Annotated in this window: 24 protein-coding genes; 6 read left to right on the top strand and 18 right to left on the bottom strand. The window is 63.5% G+C overall.

Annotated features, from left to right (window positions below; genetic code table 11):
* Window positions 1-152 precede the first annotated feature (152 nt).
* Both XB14_RS20180 and hutC read left to right on the top strand, forming a co-directional pair.
* Window positions 153-344: a hypothetical protein gene (locus XB14_RS20180; RefSeq protein WP_234804090.1), complete on the top strand. Its 192-nt coding sequence runs from the start codon at window positions 153-155 to the stop codon at window positions 342-344.
* 142 nt (window positions 345-486) lie between these two features.
* Window positions 487-1,266, top strand: coding sequence for a histidine utilization repressor (gene hutC / locus XB14_RS20175; protein WP_077963519.1), 780 nt, complete (start codon window positions 487-489; stop codon window positions 1,264-1,266).
* Window positions 1,267-1,330: 64 nt separating this feature from the next.
* Here hutC and XB14_RS20170 read toward each other — a convergent pair whose 3' ends face one another.
* From XB14_RS20170 to XB14_RS20140, 7 genes are all read right to left on the bottom strand, one after another.
* Window positions 1,331-2,584, bottom strand: a complete 1,254-nt coding sequence (locus tag XB14_RS20170; RefSeq protein ID WP_077963373.1) for an adenylate/guanylate cyclase domain-containing protein — start codon at window positions 2,582-2,584, stop codon at window positions 1,331-1,333.
* A gap of 145 nt (window positions 2,585-2,729) precedes the next feature.
* Window positions 2,730-4,199, bottom strand: coding sequence for a sensor histidine kinase (locus XB14_RS20165; RefSeq protein WP_077963372.1), 1,470 nt, complete (start codon window positions 4,197-4,199; stop codon window positions 2,730-2,732).
* Window positions 4,196-4,870: a response regulator transcription factor gene (locus XB14_RS20160; protein WP_077963371.1), complete on the bottom strand. Its 675-nt coding sequence runs from the start codon at window positions 4,868-4,870 to the stop codon at window positions 4,196-4,198. Before XB14_RS20160 ends, XB14_RS20165 begins: the two co-directional genes overlap by 4 nt.
* Window positions 4,871-4,941: 71 nt before the next feature.
* Window positions 4,942-5,322 (bottom strand): hypothetical protein, encoded by a 381-nt coding sequence (locus XB14_RS20155; RefSeq protein WP_077963370.1) that lies wholly within the window; start codon window positions 5,320-5,322, stop codon window positions 4,942-4,944.
* 219 nt (window positions 5,323-5,541) lie between these two features.
* Window positions 5,542-5,853: a hypothetical protein gene (locus XB14_RS20150; RefSeq protein ID WP_077963369.1), complete on the bottom strand. Its 312-nt coding sequence runs from the start codon at window positions 5,851-5,853 to the stop codon at window positions 5,542-5,544.
* 350 nt (window positions 5,854-6,203) lie between these two features.
* Window positions 6,204-6,971: an EAL domain-containing protein gene (locus XB14_RS20145; RefSeq protein WP_077963368.1), complete on the bottom strand. Its 768-nt coding sequence runs from the start codon at window positions 6,969-6,971 to the stop codon at window positions 6,204-6,206.
* Window positions 6,972-7,046: 75 nt separating this feature from the next.
* A complete protein-coding gene (locus XB14_RS20140) occupies window positions 7,047-7,784 on the bottom strand; it encodes a hypothetical protein (RefSeq protein ID WP_077963367.1) in 738 nt (245 codons plus the stop codon).
* Between the two features lie 278 nt (window positions 7,785-8,062).
* On the opposite strand from XB14_RS20140, the gene XB14_RS20135 reads away from it, so the two are divergent.
* Window positions 8,063-9,448 carry a sensor histidine kinase gene (locus XB14_RS20135; RefSeq protein WP_077963366.1) on the top strand — a complete coding sequence of 462 codons (1,386 nt, stop codon included), beginning with the start codon at window positions 8,063-8,065 and terminating at the stop codon, window positions 9,446-9,448.
* A 5-nt stretch (window positions 9,449-9,453) separates the two neighbouring features.
* Entirely contained in the window at window positions 9,454-10,095 is a 642-nt protein-coding gene (locus XB14_RS20130; RefSeq protein WP_077963365.1) for a response regulator, read from the top strand.
* A gap of 158 nt (window positions 10,096-10,253) precedes the next feature.
* On the opposite strand, the gene XB14_RS33295 is transcribed toward XB14_RS20130, so the two are convergent.
* Window positions 10,254-10,700, bottom strand: a complete 447-nt coding sequence (locus XB14_RS33295) for a hypothetical protein (protein ID WP_179119623.1) — start codon at window positions 10,698-10,700, stop codon at window positions 10,254-10,256.
* A gap of 445 nt (window positions 10,701-11,145) precedes the next feature.
* Here XB14_RS33295 and XB14_RS20115 point away from each other — a divergent pair, with 445 nt between their 5' ends.
* Window positions 11,146-12,294 carry a hypothetical protein gene (locus XB14_RS20115; protein ID WP_077963362.1) on the top strand — a complete coding sequence of 383 codons (1,149 nt, stop codon included), beginning with the start codon at window positions 11,146-11,148 and terminating at the stop codon, window positions 12,292-12,294.
* 75 nt (window positions 12,295-12,369) lie between these two features.
* On the opposite strand, the gene pepT is transcribed toward XB14_RS20115, so the two are convergent.
* The 8 genes from pepT to XB14_RS20075 form a co-directional block, all read right to left on the bottom strand.
* On the bottom strand, window positions 12,370-13,602 hold the full coding sequence (gene pepT / locus XB14_RS20110; protein WP_077963361.1) for a peptidase T: 1,233 nt from the start codon (window positions 13,600-13,602) through the stop codon (window positions 12,370-12,372).
* Window positions 13,603-13,738: 136 nt separating this feature from the next.
* On the bottom strand, window positions 13,739-14,545 hold the full coding sequence (hpaI, locus tag XB14_RS20105; protein WP_077963360.1) for a 4-hydroxy-2-oxoheptanedioate aldolase: 807 nt from the start codon (window positions 14,543-14,545) through the stop codon (window positions 13,739-13,741).
* 8 nt (window positions 14,546-14,553) lie between these two features.
* Entirely contained in the window at window positions 14,554-15,357 is an 804-nt protein-coding gene (hpaH, locus tag XB14_RS20100; protein WP_077963359.1) for a 2-oxo-hept-4-ene-1,7-dioate hydratase, read from the bottom strand.
* A 3-nt stretch (window positions 15,358-15,360) separates the two neighbouring features.
* Window positions 15,361-16,230: a fumarylacetoacetate hydrolase family protein gene (locus XB14_RS20095; RefSeq protein WP_077963358.1), complete on the bottom strand. Its 870-nt coding sequence runs from the start codon at window positions 16,228-16,230 to the stop codon at window positions 15,361-15,363.
* Window positions 16,227-17,663, bottom strand: coding sequence for a pyridoxal phosphate-dependent decarboxylase family protein (locus tag XB14_RS20090; protein WP_077963357.1), 1,437 nt, complete (start codon window positions 17,661-17,663; stop codon window positions 16,227-16,229). The genes XB14_RS20095 and XB14_RS20090 overlap by 4 nt, the downstream gene beginning before the upstream one ends.
* Window positions 17,664-17,715: 52 nt before the next feature.
* Entirely contained in the window at window positions 17,716-18,696 is a 981-nt protein-coding gene (hpaD, locus tag XB14_RS20085; RefSeq protein ID WP_077963356.1) for a 3,4-dihydroxyphenylacetate 2,3-dioxygenase, read from the bottom strand.
* A 33-nt stretch (window positions 18,697-18,729) separates the two neighbouring features.
* Complete coding sequence (gene hpaE / locus XB14_RS20080) at window positions 18,730-20,247, bottom strand: 5-carboxymethyl-2-hydroxymuconate semialdehyde dehydrogenase (protein ID WP_077963355.1); 1,518 nt, start codon at window positions 20,245-20,247, stop codon at window positions 18,730-18,732.
* A 65-nt stretch (window positions 20,248-20,312) separates the two neighbouring features.
* Window positions 20,313-20,705 carry a 5-carboxymethyl-2-hydroxymuconate Delta-isomerase gene (locus tag XB14_RS20075; RefSeq protein WP_077963354.1) on the bottom strand — a complete coding sequence of 131 codons (393 nt, stop codon included), beginning with the start codon at window positions 20,703-20,705 and terminating at the stop codon, window positions 20,313-20,315.
* A 108-nt stretch (window positions 20,706-20,813) separates the two neighbouring features.
* Between XB14_RS20075 and hpaR the strand changes: the two genes are divergently transcribed.
* On the top strand, window positions 20,814-21,302 hold the full coding sequence (hpaR, locus tag XB14_RS20070; protein WP_077963353.1) for a homoprotocatechuate degradation operon regulator HpaR: 489 nt from the start codon (window positions 20,814-20,816) through the stop codon (window positions 21,300-21,302).
* Between the two features lie 20 nt (window positions 21,303-21,322).
* Here hpaR and XB14_RS20065 read toward each other — a convergent pair whose 3' ends face one another.
* Entirely contained in the window at window positions 21,323-22,321 is a 999-nt protein-coding gene (locus XB14_RS20065; RefSeq protein ID WP_419178611.1) for a homoserine kinase, read from the bottom strand.
* A gap of 19 nt (window positions 22,322-22,340) precedes the next feature.
* Entirely contained in the window at window positions 22,341-23,624 is a 1,284-nt protein-coding gene (locus XB14_RS20060; protein ID WP_077963351.1) for an aspartate aminotransferase family protein, read from the bottom strand.

The raw sequence follows: 23,624 nt of genomic DNA, 5'->3' as shown, positions 1-23,624 counted from the left end.
ACGGGAGCTGGCGAAGCCGGTCGGGTTGTCCGCGGACAACTTCGTTGAGGCCGAAAATCATCATCAATTAAAGCATAGATTTAATAGACTATTGACAGCCGACCTGATTGTGTCAGGATTGTGTCGATCAGCGATCGGATGCATGGAGCTTCATGATGTTCTATCTAGGCGGAATGACCCTCGGCTATCTTGCGCCGCCCCCGCCGAAGGCGGTGAAGACCAAACGGCAAGCCGGAACGGATGTCGAGTTAGCGACATCCTCCGACAAGGCGGAGTGCGACGAGTCCGATCGCAATCAGGAATGGGCGCGCGCATTCCTGACGCCCTGGCACCTCCTCTATTGAGGATCGCTATAGCGGCGCGAAGCTGCGGCGGCCAAGCGTTGACAGCTGTCAACGGCGAGAGCGGCTTTCAGCCGTCGTGGAAAAGCGCAAATCGGCGAGGGAAGGGCTGTTTCGCGGCTGCGAATTGATTAAGTTCGCTGTCATGGACACCAAGCAAGATCGATCCATTTCAAGTGACCCGCCTGGCGATGCGGCCGACAATCAGGGGCAGGTGCTGTCGCTGCATCAGCGCATCCTTGGTGACGTCGAAGGGCGTATTCTTTCCGGGGAGTGGCCGCCCGGACACCGCATCCCGTTCGAGCACGAACTGACCGAGCAATACGACTGCTCGCGCATGACGGTGAACAAGGCCCTGACCGAACTCGTCAAGCGCGGACTGATCGAGCGGCGGCGCAAGTCGGGAAGCTACGTTACATTCCCGCAGGTCCAATCCGCCGTCATGGAGATCCACGACGTCAAACTCGAAGTCCAGTCCCTGGGGCTCGATTACAGCTTCCGCGTGGATGAGCGAAAAGTGCGCAAGGTTGAGAGCCGGGATCGTGAACGCCTGGATCTCCCGAGCTCGGCGAAGCTTCTGGACGTAACGTGCCGACATTTTGCCGGCTCGCGTCCCTTTTGCTTCGAGGAGCGGTTGATCAGCCTTTCTGCGGTTCCGGAGGCCGAAGAGGAAACGTTCGAGACCGCGGCGCCCGGTTCGTGGCTGCTCGGCAAGGTGCCGTGGAGCACGGCCGAACACCGCATTCGCGCCGTGGCGGCCAGCAAATCGGCAGCGCAAGCGCTCGACATCGCCACCGGCACCGCCTGTCTCGTCATCGAACGGCGGACCTGGAGCGGACGAGCGCCGGTCACGCATGTGCGGCTCACCTATCCCGGCGACCGCCACGAACTCGTTGCGCAGTTCGCCCCCAGCCCCATCGGCTAATCGAAGGATCGGTTGTCCGCGGACAACCGATGAAGCAGGCCCTCGATCGACGATTCGGCGCCGGTTATCCTGCGGCGACGCGCAGCTTCGGTGCTGGTTCGTTGCCGGAAAAAGCGAAGACCTCGATGGGTTCACCGATGCCCCTGACCGGGTAGGCGCCGAGATGCTCCATGCTCGACGCGCAGCCGGCCAGTTCGACAAAGGCACGCGACAGCAGCACCGGGCGCTTGGTCTCCTTGGTCAGGCTCTCGAGCCTCGAAGCGATGTTGACGGCGGGGCCGATGACGGTGAAGTCGAGCCGGCGGCGCGAGCCGATATTGCCGTACATCACGTCGCCGACATGCACGCCGATCCCGTAGCCGAGCGGTTCGCGGCCTTTCGAGAGGTTGTCCTGGTTGAGGACGGCGATGGCTGCCTCTGCCTCCCGGATCGCCTGGAGCAGGTTCTCGGCGGCGTCGGGGTTGCTTAACGGGAAGATCGCCAGCAGCCCGTCACCCATGAATTTGAGGATCTCGCCGCCATGGCGCTCAATCGGTTCCGACATGGCGTCGAAATAGGCGTTGAGCAGTTCGATCACGTCGTCGCGCGGCCAGAGATCGGAAAGCTTGGTGAAATTGCGCAGGTCGCAGATCAGGATGGCGGCACCGACGGTGACGCCGCTGCCCCGTGTGGTAGCGCCGGCAAGGATCTGTTCGCTCGCATGCGGGCCGACATAGGTTTCGAGCAGCGTTCGGACGAAGCGGTTTTTCAGCCTGATTTCACTGACCAGCGCCAGCGCCGGTACGATTTTCGCGAGAAAGGCCAGATGTTCGTCTTCGAAGCCGCCCTTCCGGTCGGTGGCAAAGGTGACGATGTGGCGTTTGCCGAGCGTGTGCTCAAGCGGCCAGGCGATGTATTCGGTCAGGCCTTCGGCCCTGAGGTCAACATAAAGCGAGCTCTGTTCCTGCTCTTCCGTCAAGTCCTCGAGGTTGGTTCGAACCTCGGTGCCACCGTTGTTGATCACGTAGAGCGGGCTGTTGAGGTAGAGAGCGGTGTTCTGGGTGCCATAATCGTAGAGATCGATTTCGCCCTCGGCCAGCCCTTTGCGCCAAAGGATGCGAGCGCCGAGCCATTGCGGATGGTTGATGCGGAAGTGCAACGTGGCGCGCGCAACAGGAATACCGGCTGTCTGCAGCCGTTCGCCCAACTCGACAAGGATATTGTCGATGAAGCGCTCGTTGCGCGTTTCGATGATCAGCCAGTCGAGCACGTTTTGGCGTCGAGCCGGAAAGCTGCCATCCTCGGGTGAAGGCGAGGGGGCCTCAGATGGGGTCTGCATTGCTGTTCTCCATGACGCTCAAACGGGTGAAGCCGCGTAAGCCGAACGATGTATTGCAGCAAATGTGGAGCATCGGCAGCGCCTTGATAAGGGGCAACCTGAAAAGCTTTTGAGAAATCTGGGGCGGCATGCCCGCCGGTCTCCGTCAGGCGACTGGTCGTGTCGGCGCGGCTGCGGGTCGATTTCCGTCGATCAGCACCAATTGCAGGCGCACCCGCGTGCCACGCCACGGGCCGGCGAGGATGTCGATACGGCCGCCATGGAGCCGCGCGATCTCGCGCGCGAGATTGAGCCCGAGACCGGCGCCGGTGGAGCGCGGGCGCAGTCGATAGAAGGGCTCGAAGACGCGCTCGCGCTCCTCCGCGGGAATGCCTGGACCTTCGTCGTGGACTTCGAGTCCGCCGGAGCCATCGACCAGCACGGTGATCGTGCCGGCGCCACCGCCGTGTTCGATGGCGTTGCGCATCAGGTTGGCGACAGCCTGCTCGATCTGCCGCGGGCGCGCGCTGACCAGGGCGGCAGGCGCTTCGGCTTCGAATGCCAGCTCGTAGCCGGCTTCGAACGCCAGCGGCGCGAAATCCGCCGCCATGGCCCTCCCGAGAGAAACGAGGTCCACCACCTCGAGCGGGCCGCCGGCATGTTCGAGGACTTGCCGATCGAGAAGCTGCTGGGCGAGATGCGACAGGCGCTCGATATCGAGCCTCAGGCGGGTGGTCTCGGGGTCTTCCTGCAGAAGCTCGGCCCGGGTCCGCAGGATTGCGATCGGGGTGCGCAGTTCATGCGCGGCGTCGGTCAGGAAGCGGTTGCGTTGGTCGTATCCTTCTCCAAGCCGCGCCAGGGCTCTGTTGAAGGCCTGCACCAGAGGGGCGATTTCGGTCGGCACTTCCCGGGTTTCGAGCTGCACCGCGCGGTTGTCGATGTCGATGCGCCCCGCTTGGTCGGCGGTCGATACCAGGCTTGCGAGCGAGCGACGCACGACGGCCGGCGTCGTCAGCAGGGTCGAGACGCCCATGACCAGGACGATCGGCAAAAGGAAACAAAGGACAACAAGCACGAGCATCGGCATGACCTCCATCCAGGACGTCCTGCCGTCGAGGTCTCGCGCCATATCGACATTGATGCTGATCTGCACGTCCAATGGCTCATTGTCGCGCCGGGAAGAGACGGTCGCGGTGAGGATCTGCACCCGGCCGGCTTCGGTCTCGACATTGTGGAGGACCGCGTCCGGCAGCGTACCGCCTTCATCGAAAAGCAATTTCGCGCCCTCGACCCGCCGCAGCAGGTCGTCACGGGCTTCTTCGTATGGGGCGGGGACGTTTCCGTAGCGCACGACCTGGCCGCCGGCGTCACGGACGACGTACCAGAGATTGGGGTAGGATTGGCGGAGCTCCTGCAGGTCCTCTGTCTCGCGCACGATCAGCGCGCCGTTCGCGTCGCGCCCGACGGCGCGGTCGAGAACATCGACCGCGGCTTCGTTGTCGACCAGGAGGCGCGGCTGGGCGATGAACACGGCCAGAAAAAGCAGGCCGATGAAGACGAACAACGTGGCCGCCTGCAAAAGGATCAGTCGTCGGACGAGGACCCATTGCAGCGAGCGCGGGCGGGCCTTGGTCATGTCGTCGCGCGCAGGAGATAGCCGAGATTGCGGATCGCCCGGATCTCGACGCCGGCGCCGACCTCGTCGAGTTTGCGGCGCAGGCGGGAAAGATGGGAATCGAGCGCATTCGATTCGATCTCGTCTTCCATGGCGTAGACCGACTCCTCCAGCGTCGCCCTGAGCACGGTTCGCCCGGGCCGTCGCATCAGCGCTTCAAGCGCAAGCCGTTCCCGGCGCAGGAGGTCGAGAGGCTTGTCGTCCACGGCGGCCTCGCGATTGCGGAAGTCGTAGATGAGCCGCCCAACCTTGGTCTGCTCCGACTTGAGCGTGACCGGCCGGCGGGCAAGCGCGCGCAATCGCGCCATCAATTCCTCAACGGCAAAGGGCTTCGAAAGGTAGTCGTCGGCACCGGCATCAAGGCCGCTGACCCGGTCGTTGATCGATCCGAGCGCCGTCAGCATCAGGATCGGCGCCTCGACGCCAAGGCTTCTGAGCTTCGGGATGAGGTGCAGCCCTTCGCCATCGGGCACCCGACGGTCGAGCACGACCACATCATAGGGCCAGAGCTCGGCAACGGCTTCGGCATCCGCGAGCGTCGAGACGTGATCGACGATTACCTGGCGCCGCGCCAGGGCGGCCTTGAGGGCCGAGGCCATCTCCGGCTCGTCTTCCAGCAGCAAGATGCGCATGCCAGTTTCCTTCCTGTGCCCGCATCGATGCGGGTCGCCGATCCGTCACTTCACCCTGTTTGCCCGTGGCGTCATTCGCATTCCAGCTTGGGCTGGCGGAAGTTGGTGATGTACCAGCGGCCGTGCTGCATCCGGGCATAGAAGGTATAGAAACATTCCTGTTCCTCGACATAGCCCGGCGTCGAATATTCCTCGTAGCGCATTCCGCGCCGGGTGTCCCTGATTTCGCCGCTCGACGAACCCGAGACGACATTCGTCGAGATCTTGCGCCATTGATAGGCGCGCTCGTTCCAGCCGAGATCAAGGACATTGGTGGGCGGACCGTAGTCGATGATGACGGATTCGACCGGCTGGCCGATATAGGTTTTCATGGTGTCGGAGGCACAACCGGTCAAAAATGCAGCGGCGGCGGCGAAGCAGGCGAGGGTGCGAAACCCTTTGATGGCGAACATGGCGGATCCCGGTTTTCCTGCAGCATCCGCCGTCCACAGGACGCGCGATGCCAGCAGTCATCGTCGACGTGTCACTCGTCCGGAACGATGGCGATCCGGATCGATGTAACGATTGATTGACCGGGAGCTAAAGGGCCAAGATTACAGGGGCATTGCAGGGGAGGGGCGGGCCGACGAAACGGCGCAGGAGCCGCCTGATGACGTTCCGACTGGGGCGGCTCAGGCGGCGCGGCTCGCCTCACGCTTCCGCGTCGTCACCTTGGGATCTGCGGCATAGACCAGGCCCGGCGACACGATCCATTCGCCGGAGCGAAGTGCCTGCACATCAAAACCACCGCCAATCAGGCGCGGTGCCACGCCGACGAAACGATAGACAAGGCCATCTCCGTCGCGCACGGCTTCGCGTATGGGGCGATCGTCCAGATAGCCGATAACGGCCCCCTCGAACGCGACATCCACCAGCGTGAAATATTCCGTCGGCAGGCGGCGGCTTGCCTTGGAGGAGAGTTTGAACCCGTTCCTGAATTTCATAAGTCTTGCTCGTCATGGGGCGCCTTGCGAACCGGGGAGGGCCGGTGCCGGCAGGCGTCTGTGCTGTCTTGTTGCGTTTACGCCCGTGGCCAGGCGGGACCTCACCAACGAAAATCGGGCCGATCTCTGGAAGGGTGAGGGCGGGCGGCACCGGGTGTTCCGGCGCGGGACGCGCCACGTCTCAAGCCATCGAAAAACGGCACCAGCATGGCAGCTTGCCTCAGGCGGGCATCGGCCCAGTGCTGCTTTGCTTTTGTCTAGCGTGGATCGGGATAGGGAATCGCTTGGGAAGCTGGAGCGGGAAGATCAGGAAAGCATAAAGGCGAAGCTGGGTGATTGCTCACGGCACGCTAGCAAAGCATCGCGTTCTGCGCATGCCGCATCTCGCCGCCGAACAATGGACTAAGTGTAGGTTCGGAAAGCAGAAAACCCTGGACATGGGTTGCGCCGGCACCTTGCGCCGCCTCGAATTGTGCATAGGTTTCAACGCCTTCGACCACCACGACCGGGGCGACGCAGGATGCGAGCCCCACCATGTGCAAAAGGAAACGCTCCGCGTCGGCCCGTCCAAGCCGCAGGAAGAACCCATCGATCTTCACGATATTGACCGGCAGGGACAGGAGCGCCTCCGGCGTCGAAAAGCCCGTTCCGAAGTCATCGACGGCGACGCGATATCCGAGATCACGCACGCTTCGCACGAAGCGCCCGGCGGTCGGAAGCGCCGAGATCGGCAGGCTCTCGGCGAGCTCCAGCACGAGACGCGATGCCAGCCACCGATGTGTTGAGAGCAGGTCCAAGAGGAGTGCCCGGTTGCGTTCGTCGCAGATGCTCTCGACCGAGATGTTGCAGCCGAGGTCGCCGGTGGGATGGCGCGCCAGCCAGTCGAAGGCAAGCGTGAGCATGTGCCTGTCGAGCGCTGCGATGCGGCCTGCCGCCTCCAGATAGCGTATGAACTCGCTGGCGGTCATGACCTCGCCGTCGGGTCTCACGAGCCTTCCGAGGCATTCGGAATAGAGGACGATGCCGACATCGGCGACGGCGTTGACGTGTTGCAGTGAAAAGCCGACGCGGCCTTCCTTGGCGGCGTGGTCGAAAATTTCCACAACACGATCAATCATTTAAACTCCATTGCGTTGGATGTTGTCCGGGCGCAGCCACCGGCCCATCAGGGACGAGCCGGCGGCTGGTCCTGGTTATTGGGCAATCTCCGGCTCCGGTTCGACGACGACAACCGTTGGCGGCGGCAGCGTGCCGCGGATCTCGTCGATCTTGCCGACGGCGGGGCCGACCCCGAGAATCCCCTTGGCTTCGTCGACCATGTCGTCGGTCACCACGCCATCCTTGGTGAAGCCCGCCAGCGCCTGGCGCAACGCTTCGTCGCTCAGCGCCGGATCGGCCGGGATGGCGTCGACGCCGTTTTCCGCCTCGAACTGCGCATAGGCGATTGCGTAGGCGGAAACGGCCGCCATCTTCGGATCGTTCGAATTGAGATAGGCGTGGTAGTTGCGGTTGAGCGAGTTGAACCCTCGCTTAGATCCGGGCGCCACCACGGGATCTACCACGGGATCGACCACCGGGTCCGATACGACCACGACCGTTTTGGCGGGTTTCTCGGCTTTTGCCGATTTGGCTGCCTTGGTCGCCTTGGTCTTGCTGCCGGAGGTCCCGGATTTGTGCTGCGACTTTCCGCTGGACTTGCCGGTCTTCGTTTCCTTGCTTCCGCGGGAAGTGTCGGACTTGCCGTGACCGGAACTGCCACCGTGGCTACCGCCATTGCCACCACCGTTGCCGCCGCCACCATTGCCACCACCGCCGCCATTGCCGCCTTTGGCGTAGGCGGAATCGATCAGCCCCAAGGTACCGGCAGCCACGGGCGCAACTGCCAGTGTCAGCGCCAGGATGCTCCGGGCGATCAGCTTCGTCACAGGCATAGATATCTCCTCGTTTCCAACCGGTCGTTCTCATTTGCTTACGGATCGAGACACGACCTTCGATGTGAAGACGATATCTGCGCCTCCGAGACGGCGCCATCGGCCCCCGACCATTGCCTTTTCGCCTAGGACCTAGGTCCTATTCCGGAGCATCAAAGGTCCGAACAGATCGGTCGCGATGGCTGCGCCATTGACCCTGTCATGAGAGTGGTTAGGTTGGCGCGGCCTTGCTACAATCGTCGCGCCGCACGAGCCGGCGGCCCGATCCGAGAGACCTGGTGCGCATTCATCGACTCATTACCCGCTGGAATTCGCAGTCCCTTGCCAGGCAGTTCCTGCTGATCGGAGGAGCGGTCGCGGCCTGTGCCATGGTTCTGGTCGGCGCCTTCGTTTCCGACAGGATTGAAGATGCGGTCACGCGAAACTCCGCTGCGACGACGGCGCTTTACGTCGACAGCGTGATCGCGCCGCTGCTGCCCGACATGCAGACGAACGAAGTACTCGACGAAACGGTCGCGCGTGCGCTGGACGAGACCCTTGGCCAGGGCGCGCTGGGTGAGCGGCTCCTCTCGTTCCGGCTCTGGCGTGCCGACGGCACGCTCCTTTATGCGAGCGACCAGGCCACTGTCGGCACGAAGGTCGAACTCAGCGGTGAACTTCAGACGGCATTCTCCGGCAGGATGGTCGCACGGTTCGACCAGGAAGGGGATGTCACAGCTGACAAGGGGGCGGGCGTGCCGGCGCTTGCAATCTACAATCCCGTGCTGCAGCCCTGGTCGGGGCAGGTGGTTGCGGTGTCGGAGTTTCATGAAGTCGCCCATGATTTTCAGCAAAGTCTCAATCAGGCGCGCACGCACACCTGGTTGGCGGTAGCGGCCTTCACGCTCGCGTTCTTTGTCGTGCTGTCGGCGATCGTGCTTCGCGGCAGCAAGACAATCGAAAGCCAGCGTCATGCGCTGGCACAACGCGTCGACGAGCTTTCGGCATCGCTTGCGCAGAACGAAACGTTGCGCGGCCGGCTCCAGCGTGCGTCGCAGCGGGCCACCGCGTTGAACGAAAGCTATCTGAGGCGCATCGGTGCGGATCTGCACGATGGTCCCGCCCAGCTCGTCGCCTACGCCTCGCTGAGGCTGGGTAGCGAGACCTTGAAGCGGGCCGCAACCCCAGCGGCCACGCGCGAGCGCGAAATCGGTGCGATCAAGGCAAGCCTGGACGAGGCGATGCAGGAGATCCGCACGATCTGCGGTGGCCTGGTCCTGCCGCAGATCGAGACGGCCGGTCTTGCCGAAATCCTGCAGCGATGCGTGAAGGCTCATCAGCAGCGGACGGGGTCGCCGGTCGAACTCCATCTGACCAATCCTCCCGATCGTCTCTCGCAGGCGGCGAAAATTTGCATCTACCGCTTCGTGCAGGAAACCCTCAACAACGGCTATCGTCACGCCGGTGGTGTCAGGCAACGGGTGTTGCAGCGGATGGTCGGCGATCGTGTCACGATCGAGGTTGCCGATGGCGGCCCCGGTTTTGATCCGGACAAAGTTCCGCCCACAAGTCTCGGTCTTGCCGGCCTCAGGGAACGGATCGAAAGTCTCGGTGGAACGTTTGAGGTCATCGTGGCCGCGACCGGCACCACCGTTCGCATGACGACCAGCGTCAAGGAGATTTGACAATCATGGTGGCAAGGATACGCGTTGCGGTGGTCGACGATCATCCCCTGTTTCGCGAAGGCGTGACCCGCAGCCTGTCGGAGATCGACGGTTTCGAGATTGTCGCGGAGGGCAGTTCGAAGGACGACGCGACCGAGATAGCGCAGAGCCTTGGGCCTGACGTCATGCTCATGGATATTTCCATGCCCGGCGGTGGGCTAGAAGCGATACCGGCGATCCTGGAGGTCGCCCCCGGCCAGAAGATCATCATCCTCACGGTCTCCGAAGACGGCGACGACGTGACCGCGGCGCTCGACCGGGGCGCCACCGGCTATGTGTTGAAGGGGGTCGGTGCGTCGGCGCTCGCCGAGGTCATTCGCACCGTTGCTTCGGGTGAGCGCTACGTGGCACCGACCTTGTCGGCCAAGCTTTTGTCTCCCAAAGCGCCGGCGCCGTCTGGGAAATCCGGCCTGGTCGCAAGCCTGACGCCCCGCGAAAAGGAAGTCCTGCACCTGGTGGCGGCCGGCATGAGCAACAAGCATGTGGCGATCGAGCTGGACCTGCAGGAGAAGACCGTGAAACATCACATGACGCAGATCATGACGAAGTTGGGCGTCGCCAACCGCACCGAGGCGGCGATGGTGCTGCGTGATGCGCGCGAGCTGTAATCGCCGGAGATCGATTGAAACCGTGGATTAGTCAGCGCCGATCTGCGGTGACGGATCATCGTTCCGTGCCGTATGGCAGGTCGGGATGGCCGCGCGCAGCGCGCAGCGCCATGCGGGCAGTCTAACGCCTGAAGGGCAGGACGAACCCGAAAGACGCTCTAATGCGCGAAGCTCTGCACGCGCTGCTTGTCGGCCGTCGTTGCGCGCCGGTTGATGATCGTCCGTCCGCGGGCGTCCTTCATGATGTAGCGCCCCTTCCTGACTTGCTCGGTTATGCCGCCCTTGTGGCGGATACCGGTTTCGCTGTCGCCTTCGTCGACGGCGTCTTCACTGGCGCGTGAGGCCTTGGAGTTCCCGCCGGAGCGGTTTTCGTTGGAATTGCCGTTGCCGCCGCCATTTCCGCCCCCGTTACCACCGCCATTGCCGCCACCGTTGCCACCATTCCCACCACCGTTGCCGCTGCCGCTATTGCCGTTCTTGGCAAAGGCGGCCGTCTCGGTGAACGACAGGCCCCCGCGTGTCAGATCGAGCTTGTAGGGAAGGGTGGTTGCCAGGAGGAACGCCAGCCAGAAGAATGCAGCGAGAAATATTCGGCAATTGGCCATTTCAGTCCTCTGGCGATTGTCGCGACACACTCGGGTGGGCGCGTTCCGGCGGAGACCGGCACGCTCGACTTTGCTCACGGCCGGCACGGCCAGTCAACGAGTGTCTGCACCGGCGGCGCCTTCCCAGACCTTTCCCCGGCGGCGGCCGGACAATCGTCGGATTCCCTTAGGACCAAAGTCCGGTTCCGTGCGTCGCTTTTGCCGGCCGTTATCCGCGGTTCCTGCCGAATGGCGCCCATGGCACGATGCAGGCGATTGGGGCTGGGCGCGATCGAAAATATGATCGCCCCGCCATTGTATCGGTTCATTTGGCCATATTCTCGACACCGAGATCGCTGACGTCTCCGGCAGGCTGGGACCACCTGGCGTTCATCGAGCGCCCGCTCCCCGCGTCTCTTCGGAGGCCCGGGGGCGGGCGTTTTGCGCCTATTGAAAGATCAACCACTTGTCACGCGACAAATCGACCGGGCACGTCAAGAAACGCATCGTGCTGCATTTTCCCGGCTTCGAGCCGCTGGATGCCGTCAAGCATCAGGCGCGCTACAAGCGATCGGCGGCAAAGACCGCGAAACTCCAGGATTTCGATGTTCAAGTCGGGCCGGTGCAGATCGAGGGATCTGGCCGCTACTTCGACGTGGACAGCCAGGGCGTCGACTGGCAAACGGCCAGCCGAGTCTACATCTTCGATCACGACGATATCGTCAGGCGTCTGAACGGCCGGCGCACGCTTCATAGAATGGTCGCGGGCTACTTGAGTGCCGCGCGCGTTGTCTGGGAAGGTGGAGCCTTCGGCTATTTCCGGCATGCTTGGCGGTTCGGCCTGTTCTTTCTCTTTCCGTTCCTGCTCGTGGCCATCGGGCTCGCCGTCAGCGTGTTGATCGGCACCGCCCCCTATTGGCTTGCGCTTGAGTCATCGTTGCTGGTCCTCAGTGCGATCGCCGCCTACCTGGTCTTCTTCAGGCTGTTCCTCCCCTGGTCGGACAGGTGGCATACACTGCACCTCTTTTCCGACTGGGAGTTGGCGGTTGCCGTTGCCAGTCTGGAAAAACCCTATTTCAAGCAATGGGTTGAGGACAATCTGGCATCCGTGCGGGCTGCTCTCAGCGAACCGGCCGACGAATACGTCATCAGCTCGCACAGCATGGGCTCCAGCATCGCCACCCAGGTTATCGGCACGTTGGTGGAGCGAGAGCCGGGCCTCTTTGCCGGAAAGCGCGTCGTCTTCGTCACGCTCGGCGGCGCGATCCTGCAATGTGCGCTGCTGCGCTCAGCCGAGGTCTTGCGCGCGCGTGTCGGCGCCATCGCCCGGGTCAAGGATATCTTCTGGTTCGACGTTCAGTGCCTGACCGATGCCATCAATTTCTACAGATGTCAGGTCGTGGCGCTTGCCGGACACGGGGATGCACCCCAACCGCCGATCGTCTTCATCCGGCTCAAGCACATGCTGTCTCCGGAGCGCTATCGCCGGATCAAGCGCGACTTCCTGCGGGTTCATCGCCAGTACGTGCTCGATGCCGACGTTCGCGCGCCCTTCGATTTTACGATGATGACGGCCGGGCCGCTTCCGGCCGCCTCGTTCACCAACCCGGTCTGACGGGAGATCGGCCTATGGCGGGCCGATCCTTGTTTCTCCGGGCTATAAATGGTGCGAGGTGGGTGCCGTTTCGGTCTAGGCGCGTTCGGCCCAGATCTTCGCCAGCTCGACCAGCGTCTTGACGCTGCGCTCCATGTCCTGGCGGCTGATCCATTCGAGCGGCGAGTGGAAGGCGTGGCCGCCGGCAAAGAGATTGGCCGAAGGCAGGCCCATGAAGGAGAGCCGCGAGCCGTCGGTGCCGCCGCGGATGCTGCCGCGCACCGGCTGCATGCCGGCCCGCCGGATCGCCTCGATGGCGTTCTCGACGATTTCAGGGTGACGGTCGAGGATCGCCTTCATGTTGCGATACTGCTCCTTGACCTCGAAGCTGTAGGTGGAGCCCGGATAGGCCTTCATCACGTCCTTGACGATGCCCTCGAGCATCGCTTCCTTTTTGGCAAGGCCCGCCTCGTCGAAGTCGCGTACGATGAGGCCGAGCTGCGCCCTGTCCATCGAGCCCGTCACGCCGGTCGGATGCAGGAAGCCGTCGCGACCTTCGGTGCCTTCGGGTGATACTTCTCTCGGTAGCCGGCTAATGATATTGCCGGCGATCTTGATGGCATTCTCCATCTTGTCCTTGGCAAAGCCCGGATGGATGGCGACGCCATGAATGACGATCTCGACGCCATCGGCGGAGAAGGTCTCGTCCTCGATATGGCCGGCCGTTTCGCCGTCGACCGTGTAGCAGAACTCGGCGCCGAGCTTCTTCAGGTCGACCTTGTCGACACCGCGGCCGATCTCCTCGTCGGTGGTAAAGAGCAGCTTGATGGTGCCGTGCCTGATATCGGGATTATCGACGAGGACTTGAGCAGCTGTGACGATTTCGGCAAGGCCGGCCTTGTCGTCGGCGCCGAGCAGCGTCGTGCCATCCGTCGTGACGATGTCGTTGCCGATCTGGTCGTTGAGAACCGGGTGGTCTGCGACGCGGATCACCTGCTGCGGATCGCCCGTGAGCCTGATATCGCCGCCCTGATAGTTGCTGACGATCTGCGGCTTGACGTTCGTGCCGGTGAAGTCCGGTGCCGTGTCCATGTGCGAGCACCAGCAGATGACCGGCACCGGCTTGTCCACGTTCGAAGGAATGGTGGCGTAGACGTAGCCGTTTTCATCGAGATGGGCGTCGGCAAGGCCGATCGCCAGCAGTTCCTCGACGAGTACCCGCCCGAGGTTCTTCTGCTTTTCCGTCGAGGGCTGGGTCTTCGACCTGGCGTCGGACTGGGTGTCGATGACGACATAACGAAGGAAGCGGTCGAGAACGGTATCGGTCATGAGCGGGATCCAATGCTGGTGGGCGTGGATTCGCTATACTCCCAGATCGACACGAGGGAAAGTCCGCGACCGCCCAACGTATGCGGGCGGCCGTGACCTGATCAGCCGCATCCACCCGCGACGCAGGCGATGGCGGTCAGTAGGTTTTTCCGACCGTTGTATCGGTCCCGCCACTGGCTCCTTTGAACTCCGCGGCCAGCTTGGACGTTGCGCCGACCAGCAGACCGACGTCGTTGCCAACGGCGACGAAGGTCGCACCGAGTTCGAGGTAGCGACGGGCAAGTGCCTGGTCGGACGTGAGGATACCGGCTGCCCTGCCGTGCGCCTGGATGCGAACGAGCGCCGCTTCGACTGCCTGTTGAACCTCGGGCGCGCCCGGTTCGCCGAGGAAGCCCATGTCGGCGGCGAGGTCGGCCGGGCCGATGAAGACGCCATCGACGCCTTCGGTCGTCGCGATCTCGTCGAGGGCGGCGAGGCCGGCGCGGCTTTCGATCTGCACGAGCAGGCAGATCTCGTCATTGGCCGTCTGCAGGTAGTCAGGGATGCGGTTGAAGGCCGACGCCCGGGCAAGGGCGGCACCGACACCGCGCACCCCGTGGGGCGGATAGCGCACGGCCCGCACCAGCGCGCGGGCCTGTTCGGCGCTTTCGACCATCGGCACCAGCAGCGTCTGAGCGCCGATATCGAGGATCTGTTTGATCATCCAGGTCTCGCCGATCGGCGGGCGCACGATGGCGTGGCTTGGCGAGGCCGAGAGCGCCTGCAGTTGCGCCGCCAGCAGCGGCACATCGTTTGGCGCATGTTCGGCATCGATGAGCAGCCAGTCGAAGCCGGCGCCGCCGCAGACCTCGGCCGTATAGGGATGGGCAAGCGCCAGCCAGAGCCCGATCTGCGGGCGCTTTTCGGCAAGGGCCTGTTTGAACGGATTGCGCGGAGCGGGCATGGTCGGTCCTATTCGAAGAAGCAACTGACGGTGCCGGAGGGGCCGAAGTCGGCGACGAGGGTGTCGCCATGGCGGGCCTCGACCGGACGGATGAAGGAGCCGGCTAGCACGATCTGGCCGGCCTCGATGCGGTCGCCATAGAGCGCCAGCCGGTTGGCGAGCCAGGCGATGCCGCGGGCCGGATGGTTGAGCACGCCGGCGCCGAGCCCGGTCTCTTCGACCTCGGCGTTGCGCGAGACGATTGCGCCCATCCAGCGCATGTCGATCGCATCCGGCCGCATCTGCCGGCCACCGAGAACGATGCCGGCATTGGCGGCATTGTCTGAGATGGTGTCGACGATGGCGCGCGCCTTCTTCGTCTCGGGGTCGACGCGCAGGATGCGGGTGTCGAGGATTTCGAGCGCCGGGGTCACGTAGTCCGTGGCGTTGAGTACATCGAAGACAGTGACATTGGGGCCGGCAAGCGGGGCCTTCATCACGAAGGCAATCTCGGCCTCGATGCGCGGCTGGATGAAGCGGACGCCCGGGATGCGCGCACCGTCCTCAAACAGCATGTCGTCGAAGAGCACGCCGGAATCGGGGATGTCGATGTTCAGCGCATATTGCATTGCCTTGGAGGTGAGGCCGATCTTCCAGCCGATCACCCGGCGCCCTGCGGCAATTTTCCGTTTCACCCAGGCGGCCTGCACCGCATAGGCGTCGTCCATGGTCATCTCGGGGTGTTTGAGCGACAGCAGCCCGATCTGGACGCGTTCTCTCTCGGCGGCGTCGAGCGCGGCTGCTGCCGCCTCGATCTGGGATTTGTCGAGCATGGATCAGGCCTCGTCGGCGACAGGGTTTATGAGCGTGCCGATGCCTTCGGCCTCGACTTCGACGATATCGCCGGGCTTCAGCCAGATCGGCGGATCGAAACGGGCACCGGCCCCGGTCGGCGTGCCGGTGACGATGACGTCGCCGGGAACCAGCGTCGTAAACGTCGAGACGTAATTGATGATCTTGCGGAAGGAGAAGATCATCCGGCTGGTGCGGTCCTGCTGGCGCACTTCGCCGTTCACCCGGGTTTCCAGCCTGATATCGGCAAGCTGGGCTTCGTCGGTGAAGGGCACCAGCCAGGGGCCGATCGAGCCAGTGCGATCGAAGTTCTTGCCCTGGGTGACGTTGAACTTGGCGTGGCGCACCCAGTCGCGGACCGTGCCCTCGTTGCAGAGCGAAAGCGCTGCGATGTGATCCAGCGCTGACGTCTCGGGAATGCGACGGCCGCCCTTGCCGATGACGATGACGATCTCGCCTTCGTAATCGAGCTGCGCGCTCTCGGGCGGGCGGATCAGCGGTTGACCGTGGCCGGTAAAGGAGCGCGGAAAGCGGATGAACAGCGACGGGTTGGCGGGTGCCGCCTGGCCGTCCTTGTATTCCTCGTTGCGGTCGGGGAAATTGACACCGACGCAGATGATTTTTTCGGGTGCCGGGACCGGGATTTCGTAGCGGATCTCATCGAGAGATATGTCTGCTTGCAGTCCGGCGGCCTGGTCGGCAAGCCGGGCAAGGGCGCCGGCCTCGATCACCTCGCGCAGCGTCGGAAAGGTCGATCCATGCCGCTTCGACAGGTCGATGACACCATTGCCGGAAACGAGGCCGTAGCCGCGCCTTTCGCCGGCTGAGAATGTTACGAAACGGGGATGGTTCATCGGGTGGCTCCCGTTTTCTTCTGATGTTCGCCCAGTGCGCCGGCGACCTCTGTGATCACCTCGAAAGCCGTCTCGGCATCCTCTTCCGTCATGTCGAACTGACCCGCCTGGAACCGGATGGCGACGCGACCGTCGACACGGGTTTGCGTGAGGTAAATGCGGCCGTCATCGTTGATCGCGTTGACGAGCGCGATGGTGTGGCCATCCGGATCCGCGTCCCTTAGATGGCGAAACGAAAACAGAGACAGCATCGGCGCCGTCACGATCTCGAAATCCTGGTGCGCGGCAAGCCGCTCCGCCAGCCGCTCCGACCAGCGCACGTGGTTGCGGATCATCGTCTGCAGGCCATCGAGGCCGTGGAAGCGAAGCAGAAACCAGAGCTTCAGCGCGCGGAAGCGTCGGCCGAGCGGGATCGTCCATTCCGAATAGTTGATGATGCCGTCGCGCCCGTGGGTTTTCAGGTATTCCGGCTGGATCGCCAGCGTCTTCACCAGATCATCCGGGCTGCGGATGAAGTGCGCCGAGCAGTCGAATTGCGCGCCCAGCCACTTGTGCGGATTGAAGACGACGGAATCCGCCGCATCGACACCGGCCCAGAGTTCGCGGAACTCTTCGCAGATCATCGCGGCACCGGCCCAGGCGGCGTCGACATGAACGTAGAGACCGTGCGCATGCGCGACCCGCACCACCTCGGCGATGTCGTCGCACGCGCCCGTGCTCGTGCCGCCCGTGCAGGCAATCACGCCGGCCGGCAACAAGCCCGCTGCCTTGTCCTTCAGGATCGCCGCTTCCAGCGCGCCGGTATCCATCGCGCGTCGCGGTCCCTTCGCCGGGATGCGCACGAGGTTCTCCTCGCCGATGCCCGAGACCCAGATCGCCCGGTCGATCGAGGTGTGGACCTGATCGGAAGAATAGATGCGCAGCTGCTTTTGGCCGGAAAGACCCTTTTTGTTGCCCTGCCAGGCGAGCGCCTTCTCGCGCATGACCAGCACGGCCGACAGCGTCGCCGAGGATGCGGAATCCTGGATGACGCCGGAGAAGCCTTCCGGCAGGCCGATCGCCTGTCGCAGCCAGTCGATTACTTTTGTTTCGAGTTCGGTCGCTGCCGGCGAGGTCTGCCAGAGCATGCATTGCGCAGCCATCGCTGTGACGAGATATTCGGCGACGACGGAGACCGGCGCGGCGTTTGCTGGGAAATAGGCGAAGAAGCGCGGATGCTGCCAGTGGGTCATGCCCGGCAGGATGATCTTTTCGAAATCCTCGAAGATCGCCTGCATGTCTTCGCCGGTCCGTGGCGGCTGTGCCGGGATCTGGGCGGCAATCGCGCCCGGTGCCGTCTGCGCCCGCACCGGCCGGTCGCGCAGCGACGCCCGATAGTCGGCGCCCCATTGCGCCGCCTTCAGCGACCACTCGCCGAAACTTTTCTGATCCATCTGCGTCCTCCCGTCTGCTCTCTGGCTCGACCCGACCCTTATCTCAAAACCTTCAAGGCGCGACGATCGGTTGGGCCTTCAGGATCGAGTCACGGATCTCGGCGCCGGCAAAGACGCTGCCTTCCTCGAACCAGGATTTCGGTGCCGGCGCGCCCCAGAGCGTCTGGCGCTGCGGGTCCTTCAGGTCCCATTTGATCGGCTCGAGATCCGGGTCGACGGTCTGGTAGTCAGAGCAATAGATCTCGATGCGGTGTCCATCCGGGTCGCGCACATAGAGGAAGAAGGCGTTGGAGATGCCGTGCCGGCCGGGGCCGCGCTCGATGTTGGCGAGCCAGCCGGAGGTCGACATCAGGTCGAGCAGGTCGATGATGTTGAGCGGCGTCGGCACCCAGAAGGCGGTGTGGTGCAGGCGCGGTCCGCGGCCGTTGGTAAAGGCGATGTCGTGCACCCCGCCCTTGCGGTGGGTCCAGGCGGCCCAGAGGCGTCCGGTTTCTTCATCGGCCGTGTATTCCGTCACGCGAAAGCCGATCTCGTTGTAGAAGGCGACCGCTTCGTCGACATTGGGCGAGAAGCAGTTGAAATGATCGATGCGTAGCGGCTTCACGCCGCGGTAGAGCGCGTATTTCTGGTGGATCGGCGGCAGGCGATCCATCTTCGAATAGAATTCGAGCGGAATGCCCTGCGGATCACGGGTGCGGAAGGTGCGCGACTGGTAGGGGCGCTCGATCCATTCGACCGGCAGTTCCTTACCCCTAAAGAAATGCGCCGCCTTTTCGAGATCCTCGTCGCCAAAAACCTTGAAACCGAGATCGCGCGCCTCGGCGCTCGCCGCCTTCTTCAGGATAATGCAGTGGTGGCCGCGTTCTTCCATGGCCCTCAGATAAATCGTGTCCGCCGTCTCGTCGGTGACCTGCAGGCCGAGCACGTCGACATAGAAGGCGCGCGACTTGGCGAGATCGGTGACGGCGAGTTCCACATGGCTCAGCCGTACGATGTTGAAGGGCGGATAGAGGTTCGGTTTCGGCAAGGGCATAGATGTCTCCTCCAGAATTTTCTGCCAGCGCGCTCAGCCGCCGAGCTTGGCGATCGCATGCGCCGAGCTGGCAAAGGCAATGTTTTTGGTTTCCATGTAAAAATCGAACGACCAGTCGCCGCCATCGCGGCCGATGCCCGAGCTCTTGACCCCGCCGAAGGGTGTCGGCAGGTGGCGCACGTTCTCCGAGTTTACCCAGATCATCCCGGCTTCGAGACGGTCGGTAAAGCGGAAGGCGCGGGTAACGTCCGAAGTCCAGAGATAACCGGTCAGGCCGTATTGTGTGTCGTTGGCGAGCATCAGCGCCTCCGCTTCGTCCTTGAACGGGATTGCGGTCAGCACCGGCCCGAAGATCTCCTCCTGGGCGATGCGCATGGTGTTGTTGGCGCCGGTGAATAGCGTCGGGGTCACGTAGCAGCCACCACCAGGCCCGTCGAACTTCTCGCCACCGGCAGCAACAGTCGCGCCTTCCTCGCGGCCGATGCGGATATAGTCGAGCACCTTCTTCTCGTGCACCGGATGGATGAGCGGGCCGATGACGGTTTCCGGGGCGAGCGGATGGCCGACCTTGATGCGGCTCGCCTTCTCGGCGACCAGCGCCGTGAAGCGATCGTAGATGCTGTCTTCGACCAGGAGCCGCGAGGACGAGGTGCAGCGCTCGCCGTTCAGCGAGTAGATCATGAAGACCGCGGCGTCTGCCGCGCGTTCGAGATCGGCATCGGCAAAGACGATCACGGGGTTCTTGCCGCCAAGCTCGAAATGAACCCGCTTCAGCGTCTCGGCACCTTGCTTCATGATCATCGAGCCGGTGCGGCTTTCGCCGACGAAGCCGATCGCCTTGATATCGGGATGTTCGGTCAGCGCCCGACCGGCATCCTCGCCGAAGCCGTTGACGAGGTTCCACACGCCCTTGGGCAGGCCGGCGTCCTCGGCGATCTCGACCAGCAGCCGCGCGGTCAGCGGAGAGAACTCAGCCGGCTTGTGCACGACCGTGCAACCGGCGGCAAGCGCCGGCGCGATCTTCCAGGTCGAGAGCATGAACGGCGTGTTCCAGGGGGTGATGATGCCGACCGGACCGATCGGCACGCGCGTCGTCATGTTGATCTGGTTGCCACCGCGCAGCACCTTGCCGTCGCGCGCCTCCGGCGCCCGGTCGGCGAAGAAACGGAAGTTTTCCGCCCCGCGCAGGGCAGCCTTCGCCATGAACTTCAGCGATTGTCCGGTGTCCATGCACTCGACGAAGGCGATTTCCTCGGCGCGGGCGACGATTGCGTCGGCGATTTTGTGCAGCAGCTTCTTGCGCGTCTCGCCGGGCATCGCGGCCCATTCGGCGAAGGAGGCCTTCGCAGCCTTTGCCGCGCGATCGATATCGGCTGCCTTGCCACGTGCGACCCTTGCGAGCGGCTTCAGGTCGACGGGCGAGATCGTCTCGAAGGTCTCGCCGTCAAGTGCCGGCACCGCCTCGCCGTCGATGTGGTTGAACACGCCTTCGCGTCTGAAGCGGGCGAGATAGCCTTCCGCCTTGGCGAGGTTTTCATCGAGCTTGGACATGATGTTCTCCGATGCTGGCGCAGATCTTGCCGCGCACTGCCGTCTTTTTGAGGGGAGGGCCGCGCTTAGCCGTTGGAGGCGCGCAGCCGCGGGTGAATGGCGTTTTTCTTCCAGCTCAGCTCCGGATCGATCTCGCGGATTTCGAGGCTGAGGGCGAAATGTGGTGTAGCGAAAAGCTGCGAAAGCTCGTCGCTGACGGCCTTGAAGATCGCTTCACCGGTGGCCTTCTTCTCGGCCTCGCTGCGGCCGCGGCCGATGCGGAAGGACATGTCGATGAAGCCGTTTTCCGGCAGGAGGTCGGCGATCGCATAGTCGCGGCTCTGGATCGTGCGCACCCTGACGGCACCGAGCTCGAAAAGGCCGGTGCCGAGGACCGCCTTGTGGACGGTCCGGCAAAGCCGGGCAAAGTCGACTTGGGTGTCGAGATTGCCGGAATATTCGATTGTCAGATGCGGCATCTTTCCTCCCGATGCGCTCTCATATATTTAACACGTTAATGAAATTGATGGCGGTGTCAAGCAGCTCGGAGTCTGTGGCCGCAGCTGCCAATTGCGGAACGCAAGAAAATGTCCGATAGAACGGCCATGAGCCGTGAGAAAACCAAGACCGATCTCGGTCACGACGCCCTTTTGCCGCACAATACCCGCCGATCGCTGCCGATCGCGCTTCTGCGCGCACGCGAAGCGGTCATGGCGCATTTCCGCCCGATGTTGGCCCGCCACGACATCACCGAGCAGCAATGGCGGGTGATCCGCATTCTTGCGGAAGCCGGCCGGGTCGATGCGTCCGAAATGGCCGACAAGGCCTTCATTCTGGCACCGAGCCTCACCCGTATCATTCGCTCGCTGGAAGAACGCGGCCTGATCACCAAGCACAAGGATGCCGACGACGGCCGGCGCGTCCTGCTCGAGATTGCGCCGGAGGGCATGCGGGTGATCGCCGATGTCAGCCCGGAAAGCCGGGCGATCTACGAGGAGCTCGAAACCCGCTACGGCCGCGAGCGTGTCGAAGTCCTGCTCGACATGCTGGACGAGCTCGCAAACCTCAACGATTGAGTGCTTCGGCAGCGCCGCGTTCATCTGAAACCCAGTTCTTCGGCAAGCGCCAGCGTCTCGTCGGCGTAGCGCCGGACGCGCTCGCGCGCACCGGGGAGTTCCGGGCGCGCAGCAAACCAGCCGATATAGGTGAGGCTGCGAAGCACGAGGAACAGCGGCAGGCCGGCAAGCGCTTCCTCCGTAAGGCTGCGCGAGCTGCGATAGCCGGCGATGAGGGCCGCCTCGATCATTTCGTATGCCGGCTCACGTCTGTTCTTCAAAAGCGCGGTTGCGAGATCAAACAGGCGATAGCCGTAGCCCGCATCGTCGAAGTCGATGAATTTTACCCCTGTAGCGTCGACCAGCACGTTCTCGCGTACGAGATCGGCGTGGATCAATCCGAAATCCCTAGCCGGAGTCGGCATTACTGCCAGGCGTTGCCGGAGATCGAGGCGAAGGTTCGACAGCGCCGACGCCGGCGCTGCGGACAAGCCCTCACAATCCCAGAACCGGCCCCAGATTGGGCGTTCCCCAATCAGGCCGTCCCCGTTCCAGGCCGCGCGCCAGAAGCCGTCGGGTGGCGTCCAGCGATCGGCAAGATTGTGCATCTCGGCCATCGAGGCGCCGAGCGACGAGAAAATCTCGACGAGCCGCCCGGGCGAATGGGACAACCGTTTTCCGCTTTCGCCCAATGGCTCCCCATCCACCCAGCCAATGACATCGACATGCTGCGCGGCAAGTTCGCCAGCGTCCGGCAGGGCGACAAGCAGCCGCCCGTCCGCCGCCGCGATCGGCCGCGGAACCGCGAGACCGCCATCGCCAAGCGCGGCCATCCATTGCAGCTCTGAGCGGAGTGCTGTTTCGCTGTGATAGCCTGCCCGATGCAGCCGCAGCGCGGCCGGACGCCCGTCGGCAAGGCGGACGCGAAACACAGCATTCTCCCGATACTTCAGCAGTTCCGGCTGCTGGTCGGCGACGCCCCAATGGACGAGTGCCTGACGCGCGCGATTGTCGAGCGCGTGGCGAAAGGGTTTGGACAGGTCCACCGACATCGGCCGCTCACAGGCCCGCAAGCACGTCGTCGAGCGTCGACAGCATGAGATCGGCATTGTCGCGGCTAAACGGCATCGGCGGCCGGATCTTCGTCGTGCATTGGTGGATGCCGAGCTTGCCTATCAGCACGCCGCGCTCGCGCATGGCGTTGATCACTTTGGTCGCGAGATCGCCCGCGGGCGTTTTGGCTCCGCGATCGCTGACGAGTTCGGCACCGAAGAACAGCCCGCTGCCCCGGATCTCGCCGATCAAGCTGTGCTTCTCCGCAAGTCGAGCAAGTCCCGCTTTGGCATAGGTGCCTACGGTGGCGGCGTTCTCGATCAGCTTTTCGTCGTCAATAACATCAAGCACGGCCATGGCCGCCGCGCAGGATACGGGATTGCCGCCGAAAGTGTTGAAATAGCGAAACGCCTTGCGGAAGGCGTTGAGCGTGTCGGCGCCCGCAACGACACCGCCGATCGGGTGGCCGTTGCCCATCGGTTTTCCAAGCGTGGCGATATCGGGAACGAGGCCCGCCTTCTGGTGTCCCCACATATGGCCGCCTGTGCGGCCGAAGCCCGGCTGGACTTCATCGGCAATGACCAGACCGCCGGCCTTTCTGACGGCGGCGACGGCGCCGTCGAGAAAGCCTGCCGGCAGTTCCGGGAATCCTTCATTGGCAAAGAAGGGATCGATGATCAGCGCCGAGAAACCGTGCGAGCTCTGCTCGAGCGAAGCGATCGCTTCTTCCACCTTGGCGGTGAAGGCTGCGGCAAAGGCAGCGCCCTGCGCGCCGCCAAGCGGCCGGTAGCTGTCGGGTGCCGGCACGTGGCGCACATGGCCACTGAAACCGCCGACCGGCGGCATGCGGGTCGAAAGCTGCGACACAGCCGCGGTATTGCCGTGATAGGTGTGGTCGGTGGCGATCACGCCGGTCCTGCCGGTCACCGCTTGCGCCATGCGCAGCGCCACGTCGTTCGCCTCGCTGCCGGTGCAGGTCAGGATCGCCGTGTCGAGGCTCTTGTCGAAGGTGGCGGTCAGCCGCTCGACATAGTCGAGAATGCCCTCGTGCAGGTAGCGCGTGTGGGTGTTCAGCGTCGATGCCTGCCGGGCGATTGCCTCGGTCACCCGCGGGTGGCAATGGCCGACATGCGGCACGTTGTTGTAGCAATCGAGGTAGCGGCGGCCGTCGGCGTCGAAAAGCCAGACGCCTTCGCCGCGCACCAGATGCACCGGCTCCTCGTAGAACAGCGACATGTTGCGCCCGAGCAATTGCTCGCGGCGCGCGATCAGATCCGCGTTGCCGGTCAT

The organism is Ensifer adhaerens (assembly GCF_002007205.1).
Classification (GTDB): domain Bacteria; phylum Pseudomonadota; class Alphaproteobacteria; order Rhizobiales; family Rhizobiaceae; genus Ensifer; species Ensifer adhaerens_D.
The sequence above is the reverse complement of the archived record's forward strand: the minus strand, read 5'-3'. Positions and strand labels throughout refer to the sequence as shown.

What these genes read in the sequence shown, in the direction of transcription:
- XB14_RS20155 (WP_077963370.1), bottom strand. Translation starts at nt 5,322, where the DNA reads ATGTTCGCCATCAAAGGGTTTCGCACCCTCGCCTGCTTCGCCGCCGCC.
- hpaI (WP_077963360.1), bottom strand. Translation starts at nt 14,545, where the DNA reads ATGCCCGCTCCGCGCAATCCGTTCAAACAGGCCCTTGCCGAAAAGCGC.
- XB14_RS20180 (WP_234804090.1), top strand. Translation starts at nt 153, where the DNA reads ATGATGTTCTATCTAGGCGGAATGACCCTCGGCTATCTTGCGCCGCCC.
- XB14_RS20090 (WP_077963357.1), bottom strand. Translation starts at nt 17,663, where the DNA reads ATGGATCAGAAAAGTTTCGGCGAGTGGTCGCTGAAGGCGGCGCAATGG.
- XB14_RS20150 (WP_077963369.1), bottom strand. Translation starts at nt 5,853, where the DNA reads ATGAAATTCAGGAACGGGTTCAAACTCTCCTCCAAGGCAAGCCGCCGC.
- XB14_RS20060 (WP_077963351.1), bottom strand. Translation starts at nt 23,624, where the DNA reads ATGACCGGCAACGCGGATCTGATCGCGCGCCGCGAGCAATTGCTCGGG.
- XB14_RS20165 (WP_077963372.1), bottom strand. Translation starts at nt 4,199, where the DNA reads ATGACCAAGGCCCGCCCGCGCTCGCTGCAATGGGTCCTCGTCCGACGA.
- XB14_RS20170 (WP_077963373.1), bottom strand. Translation starts at nt 2,584, where the DNA reads ATGCAGACCCCATCTGAGGCCCCCTCGCCTTCACCCGAGGATGGCAGC.
- XB14_RS33295 (WP_179119623.1), bottom strand. Translation starts at nt 10,700, where the DNA reads ATGGCCAATTGCCGAATATTTCTCGCTGCATTCTTCTGGCTGGCGTTC.
- hpaH (WP_077963359.1), bottom strand. Translation starts at nt 15,357, where the DNA reads ATGCTCGACAAATCCCAGATCGAGGCGGCAGCAGCCGCGCTCGACGCC.
- XB14_RS20075 (WP_077963354.1), bottom strand. Translation starts at nt 20,705, where the DNA reads ATGCCGCATCTGACAATCGAATATTCCGGCAATCTCGACACCCAAGTC.
- hpaD (WP_077963356.1), bottom strand. Translation starts at nt 18,696, where the DNA reads ATGCCCTTGCCGAAACCGAACCTCTATCCGCCCTTCAACATCGTACGG.
- hpaE (WP_077963355.1), bottom strand. Translation starts at nt 20,247, where the DNA reads ATGTCCAAGCTCGATGAAAACCTCGCCAAGGCGGAAGGCTATCTCGCC.
- XB14_RS20095 (WP_077963358.1), bottom strand. Translation starts at nt 16,230, where the DNA reads ATGAACCATCCCCGTTTCGTAACATTCTCAGCCGGCGAAAGGCGCGGC.
- pepT (WP_077963361.1), bottom strand. Translation starts at nt 13,602, where the DNA reads ATGACCGATACCGTTCTCGACCGCTTCCTTCGTTATGTCGTCATCGAC.
- XB14_RS20130 (WP_077963365.1), top strand. Translation starts at nt 9,454, where the DNA reads ATGGTGGCAAGGATACGCGTTGCGGTGGTCGACGATCATCCCCTGTTT.
- XB14_RS20145 (WP_077963368.1), bottom strand. Translation starts at nt 6,971, where the DNA reads ATGATTGATCGTGTTGTGGAAATTTTCGACCACGCCGCCAAGGAAGGC.
- XB14_RS20140 (WP_077963367.1), bottom strand. Translation starts at nt 7,784, where the DNA reads ATGCCTGTGACGAAGCTGATCGCCCGGAGCATCCTGGCGCTGACACTG.
- hutC (WP_077963519.1), top strand. Translation starts at nt 487, where the DNA reads ATGGACACCAAGCAAGATCGATCCATTTCAAGTGACCCGCCTGGCGAT.
- XB14_RS20160 (WP_077963371.1), bottom strand. Translation starts at nt 4,870, where the DNA reads ATGCGCATCTTGCTGCTGGAAGACGAGCCGGAGATGGCCTCGGCCCTC.
- hpaR (WP_077963353.1), top strand. Translation starts at nt 20,814, where the DNA reads ATGTCCGATAGAACGGCCATGAGCCGTGAGAAAACCAAGACCGATCTC.